The organism is Kineococcus lubricus (genome assembly GCF_050871965.1).
In the GTDB taxonomy this organism is placed as follows: Bacteria; Actinomycetota; Actinomycetes; order Actinomycetales; family Kineococcaceae; genus Kineococcus.
In genome coordinates, this window is the sequence record NZ_JBJLSK010000030.1 from 1 (window position 1) to 15,123 (window position 15,123).

Genomic DNA, 15,123 nt, shown 5'->3' on the forward strand with positions numbered 1-15,123 from the left:
TGGGGGTTAATGCATTGGCATCAACATTTATGGCACACTGTTGAGTTCTCAAGAACCGGACGCACCCACCCCGACCACACCCCGAACAGGGCCAGCGGAATAGGGGCAACTTCCCCACCTTAACCGAACATCGGGCCAACCTGCAACCCAACCCCGATCAAGACCTCCGGCGCCACCCCCTCCGACGCGGACCACCCAAGCTCGTGAGCTCCGGTTTTCCGCCCCGCCGGGGCGACATCGAGAACATTACGCGGCTCGCGGTCCAGCACCAAATCGCTGGCCCCTCGCCGCCGAATCTCGTTGCACTGCAGTGGATGACGCCCCTCGCTGCCCTCCCGACGGCTGTGCCTGAGCGCTGCGAGGACCCTCGCGCGTCGATCGAGGAGCTGGTCAGAGCGGTGGACGAGGCGCTGGACCGCCGGAGCCGTCATCGACCGGGGGCGGCGACCTCGCGAGGAGCCACCTCAAGGTCGGGCCGCCGCCTGCCGAGACCCCAGGGCGGTGCCAGCAGACACCGGAACCCGTCCCGGAGGAGCCGTCGTGCCCACCCTCGCCGTCCACGGCCGCAGCACCGCGACCGCCCGTCACCGCGTGCGCTCCCTCGGGCGCGCGGACGGACCCGTCCTGCTCCTCGTGCACGGCTTCGGCGGCGACCAGCACTCGTGGAACGGGCTGCTGCCGGCCTTCCTGGCCACCCACCGCGTGGTCGTGTTCGACCAGGCGGGCGCCGGCGGCTTCGACGCGACGACCTACGACCGGGAGCGGTACTCCTCCCTCGACGGGTACGCCGACGACCTCCTGGCGGTGTGCGAGGAGCTGGACCTGCGCGACGTCGTCCTCGTCGGGCACAGCGTGAGCTCCATGATCGCCGCCCGTACCGCACTGCGGGCCCCGGACCGGTTCCAGCGGCTGGTGATGCTCGCGCCGTCCGCGCGCTACATCGACGACCCCGCCACCGGGTACGACGGGGGCTTCTCCGCGGAGGACATCGACGAGCTGCTCGACTCCCTGTCCCGCAACTACCTGTCCTGGACGGCGGACGTGGGGCCGATGGTCATGGGCGTCCCCGACCGGCCCGAGCTCGGGGACGAGCTGACGGCGTCGTTCCGCGCGCTCCACCCCGGCACGGCCCGCGACTTCGCACGCGCCACGTTCCTCACCGACTCCCGCGACCTGCTGACGCGACTGACGACGCCCACGCTCGTGCTGCAGTGCCGCGACGACGCGCTCGCCCCCGACAGCGCCGTCCGGGAGGTCGTCGCCCGCCTGCCTCAGGCCACCCTGGTGCCCCTGGACGCGTCCGGCCACTGCCCCCACCTCAGCGCCCCCGCGCAGACGGCCCAGGCGATCCAGACCTACCTCGACGGATCGGCGTGAGCACCTTCGAGGAGCTGTTCCAGCACGCCCCCTGCGGGTACCTGACGACCGACGACGACGGGCGCATCACCCGCGTCAACGACACCTTCCTCAGCTGGTCGGGGCATCAGCGCGAGGACCTGCTCGGGACGGCCTTCGGGCGGTTGCTGCCCGTCGGGGACCGGATCCTGTGGTCCACGCACAGCGTCCCCCGGCTCGGGACAGTGGGCACCACCAGCGAGGTCGTCGTCGAGGTCATCGGCGCCGACCGCGAGCGCCGGCCCGCACTGGTCACCGCCACCCGCATCCCCGCGCACGACGACGCCGAGGCCGAGGTGCGCCTCATCGTGTTCAGCGCCCCCGAGCGCCTCGCCCACGAACGGGAACTCACCGCCGCCCTCGAACGCGCCGAGGAGTCGGAGAACCGCCGCGCCGCCGCGGAAGCCGACGCGCGGCGCCGGGCCCTGCAGGACCCGCTGACGGGGCTGCCGAACCGGGCCGGGCTGGTGCAGCACCTGGAGTCCACGAGCGCCTCCGGACCGCTGGCCGTGCTCGTGGTGGACCTCGACCACTTCGCCGTCGTCAACGAGAGCCTGGGATCCGCCGCCGGTGACGAGCTGCTGCTGACCGTCGCCCGGCGGCTGGGGTCCGCGGTGCGCGGGGACGCCTTCGTGGCGCGCTCGTCGGCCAACGAGTTCGTCGTCGTCGACAACTGCGCCGACCTCGACGCCGCCGCCAGCCTCGCCGAACGGCTCCTGGCGGAGCTCACCGTCCCCGTCGTGCTCGCCGGTCTGGAGGTCGTCACGTCGGCGAGCATCGGCGCCGCGCACGCCGAACCGGGCACCGCGGAGCGCGCGCTGCGCGATGCCGGGGTCGCGATGCAACGGGCCAAGGTCCGCGGCCGCCGGCGGGTCGAGGTCCACGACCCTTCGCGCACCAGCACCGCCGCCGACCGGCTGCGCGTGCTCGGCGAACTGCGACGCGGGATCCCCGACGGGCAGCTCCGCCTCCTGTACCAACCGCAGGTCCAGCTGGAGGACGGGCGCCTGCGGGGCGTGGAGGCGCTCGTGCGCTGGCAGCACCCCGTGCGCGGGCTGCTGCCGCCCTCGGAGTTCATCGACGTCGCCGAGCAGTCCGGGCTCGTGCTCGAACTCGGCGCGTGGGTGCTCGACGCCGCCGTGGAGCAGGCGGCCCGCTGGGCGCGCGACCCGGCGTGCGCGACGATCGACGTGTCGGTGAACCTGTCGACGCGCCAGCTCACCGACCCCGGCCTCGTGGGCCTGGTGACCGAGACGTTGTCCCGCCACCGGCTGCCCGCGCACCTGCTCGTCCTCGAGGTCACTGAGACCGCCCTCGTCGCCGACCCCGACGTCGCCGCGGCCACGCTGACCGCGCTGAAGGACCTCGGGGTCGGGATCTCCGTCGACGACTTCGGCACCGGGTACGCGAGCCTGACGTACCTGCAGCGGTTCCCCGTGGACGAGCTCAAGATCGACCGCTCCTTCGTCACCGGGCTCGGGGCGTCCGACGGGGACACCGGGATCGTCCGGGCGTGCGTGGAACTCGCGCACGCCGTGGGGATCCGGGCGGTGGCCGAAGGGGTGGAGACCGAGGAGCAGCGGGAACTGCTCGCGGGGATGGGGTGCGACGTGGGGCAGGGGTACCTGTTCTCGCGGCCCGTGGAGGCGGACGTGGTGCAGGGACGGGTCCCGGCCGGCGCCTGAGCACGCCCGGGCTCAGCGGCAGAGGGCGTCGTCGATGAGCTGCGTCGCGATGTCCCCGGCCGGGACCTGCACACCCGGCTGCGGCACCGGGGAGTCGGTGTTGAAGGACACGACGACGCTGCGCCGGCCGTCGGGGGTGACGCCGTTGCGGGTCATGAACCCCTGGATGTCCCCGCCGTGCGCCCACATGCCGCCGCAGGACGTCGGGACCCACATGATGCCCAGGCCATAGCGGGCGCCGGGCCAGTTGCTGCGGAACTCCTCGCTGGCCGGGACCGTCGCCGTCATATCCACCCACTGCGCCGGGCGCAGCACCCGGCCGCTCACGAGGGCCTGGAGGAACGTGTTGACGTCGTCGGTGGTGCTGATGATCGCCCCTGCCGCGCCCGCCCACGACGGGTTCAGCTCCGTCGCGTCGATCGCCTCGCCGTAGCGGGGGTCCTCCGGGGTGGCGCCCTCACCGGGGAACCGCTCGTACCCGACGGCGTGCGGGCCGTGGATCTCCGACGAACTGCCCGGCAGCGTGGTGTGCCGCAGACCCAGGGGGCGCACGATCCGCTCCCGGACCTCGTGCTCCCAGGTGTTCCCGGTGACCTGCTCGATGACCATCCCGGCGAGCACGTAGTTCGTGTTCGAGTAGTTCCAGCTCGTGCCCGGCGCGAACGTGGGGGTCTGCGTCATCGCCAGCGCGACCGCGTCCTGCGCGGTGAGGTTGTCGAAGCGGTGCTGCTGGAAACCTTCCCCGCTGAACAGCTGCGGCATCACGGCCAGGTACTCCGGCAGGCCGCTGGTGTGCTGCAGCAGCTGGCGGATCGAGATGAGTTTCCCGTCGTTGCCGTTGCCCTGCACCAGCCCCGGCAGGTGCTGCTCCACGGTGTCGTCCAGCGACAGGCGGCCCTCGCCGACGAGCTGCAGCAGCGTCGCCGCGACGAACGGCTTCGTGACGCTCGCGATGCGGAACCGCGCGTTCCACGGGACGGGGGTCTGCGCCGCGACGTCACCGAACCCGGCACGGACGGTGAGGTCGCGGTGGCCGGCGCGGTCCAGCTCGGCGAGGACACCGGGGGTCCCCAGCGTCAGCAGCGCGTCGGCGTCCTGCTGCAGCACCTGCCGCAGGTGGGCGTCGTGTTCGCGCGGCGGGGTGGCGGAAGCGGGCAACGCGGTCGTCAGGGTCGCGCAGGCCGCGGCCACCGCGACAGCGGCGACGGTGCGGCGAGTGCGGGTGGTGGTTCGCGTCGTCGTCATGCCGAGGACGCTAGGGAGAACGGCCGTCGCGGCGCGTCCCCCGAGGCGGGCAACTCCCCCTACCCCCGCAGGGGTACGCCGGGGGTCCGGACGGCCGATGGCGGCCGGCGCGGGTGACGTGCCAGGCTCACGGACGTGCGGAGACTGCCCGGTCCGTCCCTCGTCGATCCGGCGCTCGCCGCGCTGCTGACGCTGCTCACCCTCGGCCCGCTGGTCCGCGCCGGGGAACCCCTGCCCGGCCTCGTGCTCGCCGCGCTCACCGCCGCGCCCATCGCCGTGCGCCAGCGGGTGCCGGTCCTGACCGCCGTGCTCGTGCTCGCGGCGGTCACGGGGCACCAGCTGGTCGTCGGCGCCTTCCCCGGCAGCGGCCTCGGCATGGTCGTCGCGATGTTCACCGTCGCCACCCTGCGCCCGCGGCGTACCGCGGCCGCCGTGTTCACGGCCGCGGTGGCGGTGGTGTGGCTCGGCGGCGCCCTCGGCTTCGACCCCGAACCGAGCTGGTTCGACATCGGCCAGGCCGCCCTCGTCCTCGCCGGCGCGTGGACGCTCGGGGAGAGCACCCGCCGCTGGGCGTCGCGCACCGAAGCGCTGGCCGCGCAGTCCGCCCGCGCCGTCGCCGACGAACGCCGCCGCATCGCCCGCGAACTCCACGACGTCGTCGGGCACCACCTGTCGGTGACCGCCTTGCAGGCCGGGGTCGCCGGGTACGTCCTCGACGACGACCCCGCCACCGCGAAGACCGCCATCGCCACCGTCGAGGACACCACCCGCGAAGCGCTCGCCGAGATGCGCCGGCTGCTGGAGGTCCTGCGCGCCGACGACGAACCCGACTACCTCCCCCAGCCGGGACTGGCCGCACTGCCAGACCTCGCCGAGCGGACCCGCGCCGCCGGGGTCGTCGTCGACGTGCGCACCAGCGGGGAGTTCGACGACCTCGGCGCCGGGCAGGGGCTGTGCGCGTACCGGGTCGTGCAGGAATCCCTCACCAACGTCATCAAGCACACCGCCACCACCCCGCGCGCCATCCACGCCCAGGTGCTCGTGGAACGCCGCGACGGCACCCTGCACGTCGCGGTCCACGACGACGGTCCTGCGGTTCTGGGACCGGTGCGAGAGGGGCACGGCCTGCGCGGGATGCGCGAACGCGCCGCCCTCTACGGCGGAAACCTCACCGCCGCACCGCGCCCCGGACACGGGTTCAGCGTCGAACTGCAGTTGCCCGTGGGGGCCGAACCGTGAGCGTCCACGTCCTCGTCGCCGACGACCAGGCCCTCGTGCGCGCCGGCCTCGTCGCGCTGCTGCGCGCCGCCCCCGGCACCGAGGTCGCCGGAGAAGCCGCCGACGGGCAGCAGGCCGTCGACCTGACGCTCGCGGTCCGGCCCGACGTGGTGCTCATGGACATCCGGATGCCCGTGATCGACGGGATCGCCGCGACCCGAAGGATCCTCGGTGCCGAGCGGGCTTCCGGCGAGGAGCCGCCGAAAGTGCTCGTGCTGACGACGTTCGACCTCGACGAGCACGTCTACGCCGCCCTGCGCGCCGGCGCCGCCGGGTTCCTGCTCAAGGAAACCCCACCCGCGCGGATCATCGCCGCCGTCGAAGCCGTCGCCGCCGGAGACGTCCTCCTCACCCCCCGGATCACCCACCGACTCGTTGAGGCGTTCCGGCCGCAGCGGGTCAGCGGGTCCGCGGTCGTGGACGCGCTCACCGCGCGGGAACGGGAAGTGCTCGTCCTCGTGGGGCAGGGGCTGAGCAACGCGGAGATCGCGGAGAGGTTCGTGCTGAGCGAGGCGACGGTGAAGACGCACGTGAAAAGGGTGATGGGGAAGCTGGGGTTGGCGAGTCGGGCGCAGGCGGTGGTGTGGGCGTACGAGAGCGGATTGGTGGTGCCGGGGGATGGCACAGCCATCTGACGGAGACGTCGCCTGTGCCTTCCGGTGGCCGCAGCGGGTGGGGCGAGCGCGGGATTCGTTCTTCGCGTCGGCAACGCGACGGAGGCGAAGCGCTCAGTCGCCACCGTCAGCAGCCTGGCAGTACATGGCCGCGACCCCCTTGGAGCGAGCGCTGTCGGAGCGGCGGCCGTTCCACTGGATCCGTCGACCACACGGCGGGCACGTGTCCTGGTTGCGCGGAGGTGGGCAGGGCAGTGACCAGGGTGGCGCAGGCCGCCGCGGCGACGGTAGTGGCTGTGCGGGAGTGCGCCGGATGGTGACGCGTTGTCATGCTCAGGACATCAGGAGATCTGATGTCCCGACGCGTCGTCCCCCTCGGTGGGTGAACTCGCCTACCTCAGCGGAGCTACGGCGGGTAGTGCGAACGGCTGATGACAGACGGACGATGTGGAAGGTCGAAGTCGAGCGAGGCAGATCGATGTCGTTCTCCCACTCCGCACTGCTTGACGACTCGTGCGGATGAGCTCGCGAGTGGATCGTCACCAGTGGCACACCAGTCCAACAGCACAAGAAGACCCGCTGACCAGACGACCAGTGAGTGATCTTCGGTCGATGCAGACGACGCCTACCGTCACTCGCACGGGCGATCGACAGCGCGGACCGGAAGTCCGATGAACCTGGTGCCTGCATCAGGCGACGAGCGGCACCCACCACCTCCCCGCCGTCCAGGAGCACGTCGACGGTCGAGAGGAGCAGCAGTGACCACGGGAACGCCTGTCGACACTCCGCCTCAGACGCTCGCTGCTCAGCTCCTCGCACTGCCTGTCTGGCGCACGCTGGGCGCCTCGGTGCTCGTCTCAGTGGCGGTGATCACCGTCAAGTCGGATCCGTCGGTGCTCGCGGACGTGCGCGGGCTCGTGGTGCCGACCTTGTTCGTCGGTCTGTTCACCTTCACGGTGGCGACTGCTGTGTTGTCGTCCCGCAGCGCTACCCACGCCTCCGGCAGGGAACGCAAGGCGGCCACAGCAGCGCTCGCTGTGGGTCTGGTGGCCCTCTTCTTCCCCTTCACGGATCCGCCGGACGCCGCTGCCCCCACGCCGCCGGCCAGCGCGGTCGCGGCGACGCCGGAACTGAGCACTCCGAGCAGCTCTACGCCTACCACCACCACCACGACTCCCCCGTCCGCCCCGACTGCCACTGCGACCGCCGTCGCGAACACCGCACCGGCCACCGCAGCGACCAGCGCCCCGACGTCGTCCGCGGCGACGACCGCGGCGACGACCGCGGCGACGACCGAGCCGCGCGACGTGTTCGCAGCCACGGTCCCGCCTGCGCAGTCCTCCACACCGACGACGTCCACGACCAGTGCAGCCACCGACCCCGGCCGCCTCTCCAACGACGACGTGCTGCGCGCCGACCCGGACTGCGTCGGAGGCGTGTGCACTCTGCTGGCGCGCGCGGACCTGGTGAAGGGTGGGGAGCGGTACACGATCGCCCTCGTCCGCTTCGAGGACACCCAGGGCTACCCCGACCCGTGGACCCACATCGGGTACCTGGGGGTCGACGCCCGTACCCGACAGCTGGTGAGCGGCAACGGCCCAAGCGCGACGGACGTGCAGGTACCGACCGCAGAGGACATCCACATCGACGGCCAGGGCAACATCGCCGTCATCACCCGCTCCGCCAGCTCCTACGGCACGGGCCGATTGTCGATCATGGTGGCCGGTCTCTCAGACGGATACCTGTCCAACAAGTCCCTCTCCTTCGCCTCCACGTCCCCGTCGTCGATCACCTACCTCCCGGACGACGAGAGCGGTCGCCTGCAGTGGAAGGAGACCGTCGACGACGCGGGTGGCAGTTCCGTCACCACGACCGTGGCGTGGGGCGGCTACGACTTCCAGGCCCAGTCCTGCACGAAGACCCGCAACGGGGAGACGGTGCAGTACCAGCCCACGAACGGTTACTCGTGCTGAGCGGGAAGGTGGACTCGATGAGGAACGTTCTCCCGTGGGTGCGCCAGCACCCGTGGCTCACCGGCAGCACGCTCGGCGCGGTCACCGTCCTGACGGTGACGCTCCTAGGGCCTGAGGGGCGCGCAGCCCGTGCCGACGGTGGGATCGGGCGCTTCATCGTTGAGCAGCTGGAGATGATCTCCGTCCTGCTCTCGCTGGTCGGTCTGGTGTGGTTCCTGGTCGAGCTGCTGCGGCGACGGCCGTCGTTGGAGCGCCGACCGCGGGCGGCGCGGCAACCCGTGGTGGACCGCTGGCACAACCCGCGGCCGGGTCACCAGTACGTTCCGGGACGGGCTCGACGTTCACCGGGCGAGCCGCGTGCAGCGCAGACCGGCGTCGGCGGCACGGCCACTGGTCGCGTCGGCACGGTCCACGAGGTCCCCGCAGCCGAGTCCGCAGTGAACTCGGCGCCCACCGCTGCTGGTACGGGGGTGGCGGATGACCCGTTCACCGGCGAGACGCACGCCGAGCGGGTCGCCGGCGACGAGCACCTCGCGGAACCGCCCACCAGACGAGACCACTTCCCGCCGCGTCTGGCGCTGCTGCACGTCGACCGGGAGGTCGTCGGTCGCGGCCTGCCCGTCGAAGTCACCTGGGCGTTCGAGAACGCCACGTCCGTGAGCGTGGACGGCGTCCTGGAGCACCCGAGCAGGGGTTCGACCACGATCGTTCTGCCGCACAGCCGGGCGATCGAGGTCGTCGGCCACAACGCCGCCGGCCGCACCGTGGCCCGCACCCGCCTCGTGGTCGTCGTGCCCGCACCGACCATCGAGACCGTGCGGTTGCCGGCACCGCCCAGCATCCGGTTGCACGTCGACGTGAGCAGCACGATCGACGCCGGCCGCACCGCCAGTCAGCACTTGGACCGCTTGTTCGCCGCCCAGGACTCCTTGCGACCCGTCGCGAGCGACGTCGTGGGGCCGATCGGTGTCCCCCGCGCGCTCATCAGCTGGCTGCGCGGCGTCAGCCACGACCTGCCCCCCATCCGCACCGCACCGGCACGGAACGTGCCGCACCAGAAGGGATCCTCGTCGTGAGGCGCCTGCGCAGCTTCCTGATCACGGTTTCCGGCGCCGACCGGAGGATCCTGGCCCAGGCACCGTCCGAGGAGGTGAAGCAGGCTTCCCTCGGTGGTGCGATCCTCATGACCGCCGGGTTGGGTGCACTGTCCGCCGCGGTGGCGATCCACATGGCCTTCGACGCGCCGTGGTGGCTGGCGTTGCCGATGGGCGCCGTGTGGGGCCTCGCGATCCTGAACCTCGACCGGTGGCTCGTGGTCTCCACGCCGCGCATGTCGAACTGGTTCAAGACCGTCCTCATGGCTCTGCCCCGCATCGGCCTGGCCATCGTCGTCGGTGCCGTCATCTCGATGCCGCTGACCTTGCAGATCTTCCACGACGAGATCGACGAGCACCTCGCCGTCCAGCACCGCGCAGATCGCGCCGCCTTCGAGGTGGACCTCCAGACCGACCCGCGTTACGCGAAACTCGACGAGAAGCGACAGCAGATCAAGGACTTGCAGAAGACGATCAACACCAGGGGCACCGACTCCCTCGTCTTCAACGACCCCACCGTGACCGAGCTGCGCGACCAGCTCGCAACGGTGACTGATGACTTCCAGCAGGCGGAGAAGGACGTCGCTTGTGAGAAGGAAGGAACGTGCGGCAGCGGCAAGGCCGGCGTAGGACCTGCGGCCGCCGACAAGGAGGCGCGCCGCGATCGGCTCGCCGTCGAGCGGGCGGAGCTGCAACGCCAGCTCGACGCGCAGACCGTGGCGGTGCAGAGCACGGCTCAGGAGGAACTCACCGCCCAGCAGGGTGACGCATCCGAGGAACTGGGGAAGCTGCAGGCTGAGGTCATGGACCTGGAGCAGGAGCGCGCGGATCAGATCGCCGCGCACGACGCCGCGGTCGCCGCCGACGACGGCCTGCTCGCGCGCTTCGGCGCCCTGCGGGACATGCAGCAGGAGAACTCGAACATCGAGTTGATGCACGGAGGCCTGTTCCTGTTTCTCACCGTCATCGAGTGCGTGCCGATCATCTTCAAGACGATGCTGTCCATGGCCAAGCCCGGCTTGTACGAGTGGGTGGGGGACAAGGATGCCGAGCACGTCAAGGACCGCCTGTTCCTGCGCCACGAGACGGAGTACGCCGAGGCGCAATTGCTCGCCGACTCACGCCTCGATGCCGCGAGGGCACGGGCCGCCACCGAGCTCGACGCAGAGATCCGCGCTGCCAACGTCGTCCTCGATGCGCAGGTCGGTTTGGCTGAAGCCGCTGTCCAGCGGTGGCGAGAGGAACAGACCGAGAAGCTCGCGGACGAGGTGTCGCAGTGGCTGCGGACGACGAACGGGAACTACGACGCGGCGTTCGGTTCCGGAGAGCCACTGCCGGAGGACGGCCGGGGCTAGTGCAGGAGTGCCTGGAAGCCGCGCTTCGCGCGAAGTCGATGTCTACCCGGCGTTGGTGAACTGCTCGTGCCTCCAGGCCAGCCGAGCTCGATCCGGCCGGTCGCTGGCACGCTTCGGCAACGTCAACACCCGACCGTGCATCTCCTGCAGGCCGTGCTTGAGCATCGGTCCATCCACTTCTTCCAGCAGTGCTTGGTTGATCTCAACCGTGCAGTCCGGCGTGATCCCGAGGAACAGCCGGTCGTAGGCCCGGTGGTGGAGCGTGCAAAGGCTCAAGCCGTTGGACACCGCGGGCTGCCCCAACGCCTCATGGCTGTCGTCCACGATGTGGGCCGCGTCCAGGAGCTCGCCGTGTGCGAGGGAGCAGACGCTGCACCTCGTCTCGTAAGCGCGGATGACGCGGCCGCGGAACTCGGGTTGATGCAGGCGTTGCTTGGTGACTCGCTCGGCGTACTTCCGCTCCGCCAGCGTCGGGTTCAGGGGGTCGTGGAGGAAGCGCAGCGACTCGTCGAGAGCGATGACGAACTGCCGTGCCGCCGCGTCGTCCTGAACGACGTACACGGGGAAGACGGGGACGAAGACACCTCTCTCGATCTTCCGCAGGAGGATGATGGGCAGTCCGAGCTCCATCGCACGGCGGAGCTTGGTGTTCTGCCCACGAGAGGATCCCGTACGGTAGTCGTACCGGAACAGACCGCCGTCGACGTCCTTGTCGTCATACGGCCCGTCCGATGACGACATGATGCTGAGCGTCGCAGCGAGGTCCTTGGGGTTCCAAATGCCGGCGTTCCGGTCCAGCAGCTTTCGGCTCTCGCCGGCCCCGAACTGGAACGCTGTGAGCTCGTCACGGGTGACGACACCGCCGTTGGTGGAGACCACCTGCGCCAATCGATCCATGATGCGCGCACGCAGGTCTTCTTCGATCGGGCTGACCGGTCCGCTCACGACGTTATCGCTTCGTCGAGAGAGTCGAGAGGGCGGTCAGCGACAGTACGCACAACTCGACGGTACTACTCGCTCCGTGAGCCGTCCTGACCTCGTCAGCGCTCCGTCGTCAGGACGAGGTCAACCGCCCGTTCACCCTTCGCCGCAGCTCTCCCCGGTGCAGGAGCAGTGACACCGCCACGTCGACCTCCGTATGGACCTGCGGCAGCGACTCACCCCACAGGTGTCGCCGTTTCAACGCTGCCGTGAGCGCCGCCTCGGTCACCGCACCGTGGTGGACGAGCTGTCGGACGGCGGCGCGGATCCCATCGCGGGGGACGTAGCGCAGACGTCGGGCGTTGGTCGGGGTCGCGGGGAGCACATGCGCGCTCGCCCGCGCCGGCCCACCGTAGGAAGGCGCGGGGGTCCTTGGTCGCGGCCTTGGAGCGCAGGACGGCGGCGGGGACAGGTCGACCTGGTCGCGTCGGCTGAGGCTGAGCTCGCCGAACCATGGCGGGTCGCCACCTCGCGGGAGGAACGGCACGATTCGCAGGTACGTGGCGGCCACTTCTGGGCGGTCCTGCGCACGGTGGAGATGTCGTCGCCGGGTGGTCGCAGGCGCTCGCTGGCTCCTCGGAGGATCATGCGGACGATCTGAGGGCTTTTGCCGCCGGCGTTGAGGTGCACTCTGGCCACGGTCAGCATCGTCCCCGAGCACGTTCCCTCGGACGGACGGAACGGGGAGTCGTCACCCGTCCTGCGGAACCACGCTGCCGGCTCGCACCTCGTCGGCCAGGTTCCCCACCGCCTGCAACAGCGTCTCGGGGTCGCTCGCCAGGTCCACCGTCCGCACGCGGACGATCTTGTCAGCGGCGGCGATGCGGAGGTCCTGGGCTGGGGCTTTCCCCGCCGCGTACACGAGCATCCCCTCGTCCAGCCCGTGGGCCGTGAGGTACGCCAGCAGTTGGTAGACGTCGGCGTTGGGTACGTTCCCGTTCACCCGCTTGTACTTGCAGTCCCCGACGAACACGCACCGGCCGCCGTGCCACCACGTGAGGTCCGGCTCCAACGGCACCCGGTGGTCGACGTCGAGCCACCGTCGAGGGCTCGAGCTACCGCTGGGGAACTTGCGTTCACCGACACCGAGAGCGTCCCGCAACGCGGCCCGCAGGAAGTCCTCGAAGAGGGCGTTCATGTCGACGAGGACGCCGGCGGCGGCGCGCGTCCCCGCTCGCGCTTCCAGGCCACCGGTGAGCAGGGTCGCGGCGAGGGAGACGGCCGGTCGGTAGTGCGCGTTCAGCCGCGTCCACACCGGCTCGGGCACGCGCCGCGGGTCGGGCAGCGGGGAGACGCCGTGCAGCAGGTGGTGCAGCCGGTCCACGGTCCGGCGCGACACTTCGGAGCGGGTGCGCAGCCGCCGCAGCCGGTCCACCGCGGAACGGAGGACCTGGTTCTCCAGCACGTCGGGGGTGAAGTCGTCGAACTCGACTTCGACGGGGAGAGCCGCCCCGCGTCGCCGGCTCACCTGGTCGGTCATCCGCACGCGTCCGCGGACGGTGGTCAGCGCGTCCTGCTCGCGGCGGTAGGAGTGCAGCAGACCGGTGCGGGTGGCGTCGTGGGTGAAGCGGGCGAACAACCCGATCAGGGCTTCGCTGAAGGTCGCGTCGGGCGCGAGAGCGGCAGCCGATCGCCAGGTCGGTGGGGACGATCGGTAGGCCAGCATGAACATCAGCGGCGCCAGGCCGACCTTGGGTCGCAGCTCCACCGTCAGGTCACCGACCTGGACGATGCCGACCGTCGAACCGCAGGACAGGCGGTAGGTGTCGGCGGAGCCGCGCTCGGGCGCCGCTGAGAGCCCGTCGACCGCTGCGAGCAGGGCGCCCCGCTCGTCGACGGACAGGGTCACCGGATCGCTGAGCTGGTGCTCGGTGAGCACCAGCAGCCGTTCACCCACCCGCGCGGAGCCGGTCCAGCGCGAACCGCTCCAGAGCGGCCGGGTCGCCGTAGAAGTGCTCCTCGAGGAACGGGAGCACCGAGTAGGTCCAGGCGCGTTCCACCGCCTCCTCCGTCGGACCGGGACGGAGGAAGTGGCTGGGGCCGATGGCGAGGTTCCGGTCGGCGAGCTCCGCGTTCGCTCGGTCGACGACGTCGGCCACCCACAGCAGGTCCGGCGCGTGGTCGGTGAGCCAGCGGCGCAGCACCTGATCGATCGGGGCGGTGTCCGGGAAGAACGGCATGAAGTGGAAGCGCCGACGCAGGGCCGTGTCGACGAGGGCGATGGAGCGGTCGGCCGTGTTCATGGTCGCGACGATCTTCAAGTTCGTCGGCAGGGCGAACGGCGTCTCGGAGTACTGCAACCGGATCTCCTCGTCGCGGTACTCCAGCAGGAACAGCAGCTCCCCCAGGATCTTCGCCACGTTCCCACGGTTCACCAGAACGCCGACTTCCGCTTCGACACGCGCTTCCGCGCGCTCACCGGGGTCAGCCGCGGCGCGTTGCAGCACCAGGCCGAGCAGGGATTCCCCTTCCTGCCGGCGGGGTGCTCCATCGTTCTCGACGAGGTGGTGCAGGACCGCGTCGTCACGAGCATCAAGCGCCAGCTCAGCCCGCGCACCCCCGCGCTCGTCAACGAGGTCCGGGCGCACCCGAGCAGCAGCATCGCGGAGTTCCTCAGCGCCAGCGGGCTCAGCGTGCGCGAACTGCTCGGCAGCAACCGCTCGTGGACGGACCTGCGCCGCCGCGCGGGGACGGAGACGAGGCCGAGCGGACCCGTGGAGACCGCGCTCCTGAAGCGGGTGCGTGCGGTCACACACGTCGACGACCGGCTGCGCCGCGACGCGTACTCCCGACTGCTCTCAGACGACGTCACCGCCGAGGCGCTCTCCCCCGTCGAACAGCACCTCGCGGGGATGCTCACCGCGTCGCTCTGGCCGTCCGGTGCTCCCGGCGACCTGTCTGCGGTCTTGGACGTCCTGCGACGCGAACCCGCGGTCCGGGACGAGCTGGCGCAGCTCGTCGACATCGCCTTCGACGACGCCCGTCACCCCACGACCGCGCTCGACGGGGAGATCGCTGACCTGCCGCTCATCGTCCACGCCCGCTACTCGCGCGACGAGATCGTCAGCGCGCTTGGCGTCGCCACCGCCACGCGCCCGCCGATGTCCTTCCGCGAAGGAGTCGTCTGGGCAGCTGAGCACCGCACCGACGCGCTGCTCATCACCCTCGCCAAGTCCGAAGCCGACTACTCGCCGTCGACGATGTACCGGGACTACCCGCTGACGCAGCACCTCTTCCACTGGGAGTCGCAGTCGCGGACGACAGTCGCTTCCGCGACGGGGCAGCGGTACCTGAACCACCGGACGACGGGGACTCACGTCCTGCTGTTCGCGCGCCAGCGCAAGCAGGGCGACTTCGGGGTCGAGCCTTACCTGTTCCTCGGGCCGGCTGACTACGTCTCCCACGAGGGTGAGCGACCCATCGGCATCACCTGGCGGCTGCACCACGCGATGCCGACGGACTTCTTCAGCGAGGCGTCGCTCGTACGGGCAGGCTGACCGTCA

12 protein-coding genes are annotated in these 15,123 nt (G+C 70.9%); 8 read left to right on the forward strand and 4 right to left on the reverse strand.

Translation table 11 applies throughout. The features are described from left to right. Positions 1 to 540 precede the first annotated feature (540 nt). Positions 541 to 1,377, forward strand: coding sequence for an alpha/beta fold hydrolase (locus ACRYRX_RS18560; protein ID WP_432514251.1), 837 nt, complete (start codon positions 541 to 543; stop codon positions 1,375 to 1,377). After that, positions 1,374 to 3,080, forward strand: a complete 1,707-nt coding sequence (locus tag ACRYRX_RS18565) for a putative bifunctional diguanylate cyclase/phosphodiesterase (protein WP_432514254.1) — start codon at positions 1,374 to 1,376, stop codon at positions 3,078 to 3,080. The genes ACRYRX_RS18560 and ACRYRX_RS18565 overlap by 4 nt, the downstream gene beginning before the upstream one ends. Before the next feature lie 12 nt (positions 3,081 to 3,092). Here the strand turns inward: ACRYRX_RS18565 and ACRYRX_RS18570 are convergent, their stop codons facing one another. Then, positions 3,093 to 4,325 (reverse strand): serine hydrolase domain-containing protein, encoded by a 1,233-nt coding sequence (locus tag ACRYRX_RS18570; RefSeq protein ID WP_432514256.1) that lies wholly within the window; start codon positions 4,323 to 4,325, stop codon positions 3,093 to 3,095. A 135-nt stretch (positions 4,326 to 4,460) separates the two neighbouring features. Here ACRYRX_RS18570 and ACRYRX_RS18575 point away from each other — a divergent pair, with 135 nt between their 5' ends. The 5 genes from ACRYRX_RS18575 (at position 4,461) to ACRYRX_RS18595 (ending at position 10,639) form a co-directional block, all read left to right on the forward strand. After that, positions 4,461 to 5,564 (forward strand): sensor histidine kinase, encoded by a 1,104-nt coding sequence (locus tag ACRYRX_RS18575; protein ID WP_432514257.1) that lies wholly within the window; start codon positions 4,461 to 4,463, stop codon positions 5,562 to 5,564. Continuing rightward, positions 5,561 to 6,238 (forward strand): response regulator, encoded by a 678-nt coding sequence (locus tag ACRYRX_RS18580; RefSeq protein WP_432514260.1) that lies wholly within the window; start codon positions 5,561 to 5,563, stop codon positions 6,236 to 6,238. Before ACRYRX_RS18575 ends, ACRYRX_RS18580 begins: the two co-directional genes overlap by 4 nt. Positions 6,239 to 6,975: 737 nt before the next feature. Further along, positions 6,976 to 8,190, forward strand: coding sequence for a hypothetical protein (locus ACRYRX_RS18585; RefSeq protein ID WP_432514263.1), 1,215 nt, complete (start codon positions 6,976 to 6,978; stop codon positions 8,188 to 8,190). 17 nt (positions 8,191 to 8,207) lie between these two features. Next, entirely contained in the window at positions 8,208 to 9,266 is a 1,059-nt protein-coding gene (locus ACRYRX_RS18590) for a hypothetical protein (RefSeq protein WP_432514265.1), read from the forward strand. Then, the gene (locus ACRYRX_RS18595) at positions 9,263 to 10,639 is read left to right on the forward strand and encodes a DUF4407 domain-containing protein (protein ID WP_432514267.1); all 1,377 of its coding nucleotides are present in this window, start codon (positions 9,263 to 9,265) and stop codon (positions 10,637 to 10,639) included. The genes ACRYRX_RS18590 and ACRYRX_RS18595 overlap by 4 nt, the downstream gene beginning before the upstream one ends. Before the next feature lie 42 nt (positions 10,640 to 10,681). Here the strand turns inward: ACRYRX_RS18595 and ACRYRX_RS18600 are convergent, their stop codons facing one another. From ACRYRX_RS18600 to ACRYRX_RS18610, 3 genes are all read right to left on the reverse strand, one after another. Continuing rightward, positions 10,682 to 11,584 carry an HNH endonuclease gene (locus tag ACRYRX_RS18600; protein ID WP_432514269.1) on the reverse strand — a complete coding sequence of 301 codons (903 nt, stop codon included), beginning with the start codon at positions 11,582 to 11,584 and terminating at the stop codon, positions 10,682 to 10,684. A 727-nt stretch (positions 11,585 to 12,311) separates the two neighbouring features. Then, complete coding sequence (locus ACRYRX_RS18605) at positions 12,312 to 13,517, reverse strand: McrC family protein (protein ID WP_432514271.1); 1,206 nt, start codon at positions 13,515 to 13,517, stop codon at positions 12,312 to 12,314. Beyond that, positions 13,510 to 13,980 (reverse strand): hypothetical protein, encoded by a 471-nt coding sequence (locus ACRYRX_RS18610; RefSeq protein WP_432514273.1) that lies wholly within the window; start codon positions 13,978 to 13,980, stop codon positions 13,510 to 13,512. The genes ACRYRX_RS18605 and ACRYRX_RS18610 overlap by 8 nt, the downstream gene beginning before the upstream one ends. 78 nt (positions 13,981 to 14,058) lie before the next feature. Here ACRYRX_RS18610 and ACRYRX_RS18615 point away from each other — a divergent pair, with 78 nt between their 5' ends. Beyond that, complete coding sequence (locus tag ACRYRX_RS18615) at positions 14,059 to 15,117, forward strand: DUF3427 domain-containing protein (RefSeq protein ID WP_432514274.1); 1,059 nt, start codon at positions 14,059 to 14,061, stop codon at positions 15,115 to 15,117. Positions 15,118 to 15,123: the final 6 nt, after the last annotated feature.

Excerpts from the sequence above, each read along its gene's own strand:
- ACRYRX_RS18570 (WP_432514256.1), bottom strand. The coding sequence starts at position 4,325 with ATGACGACGACGCGAACCACCACCCGCACTCGCCGCACCGTCGCCGCT.
- ACRYRX_RS18590 (WP_432514265.1), top strand. The coding sequence starts at position 8,208 with ATGAGGAACGTTCTCCCGTGGGTGCGCCAGCACCCGTGGCTCACCGGC.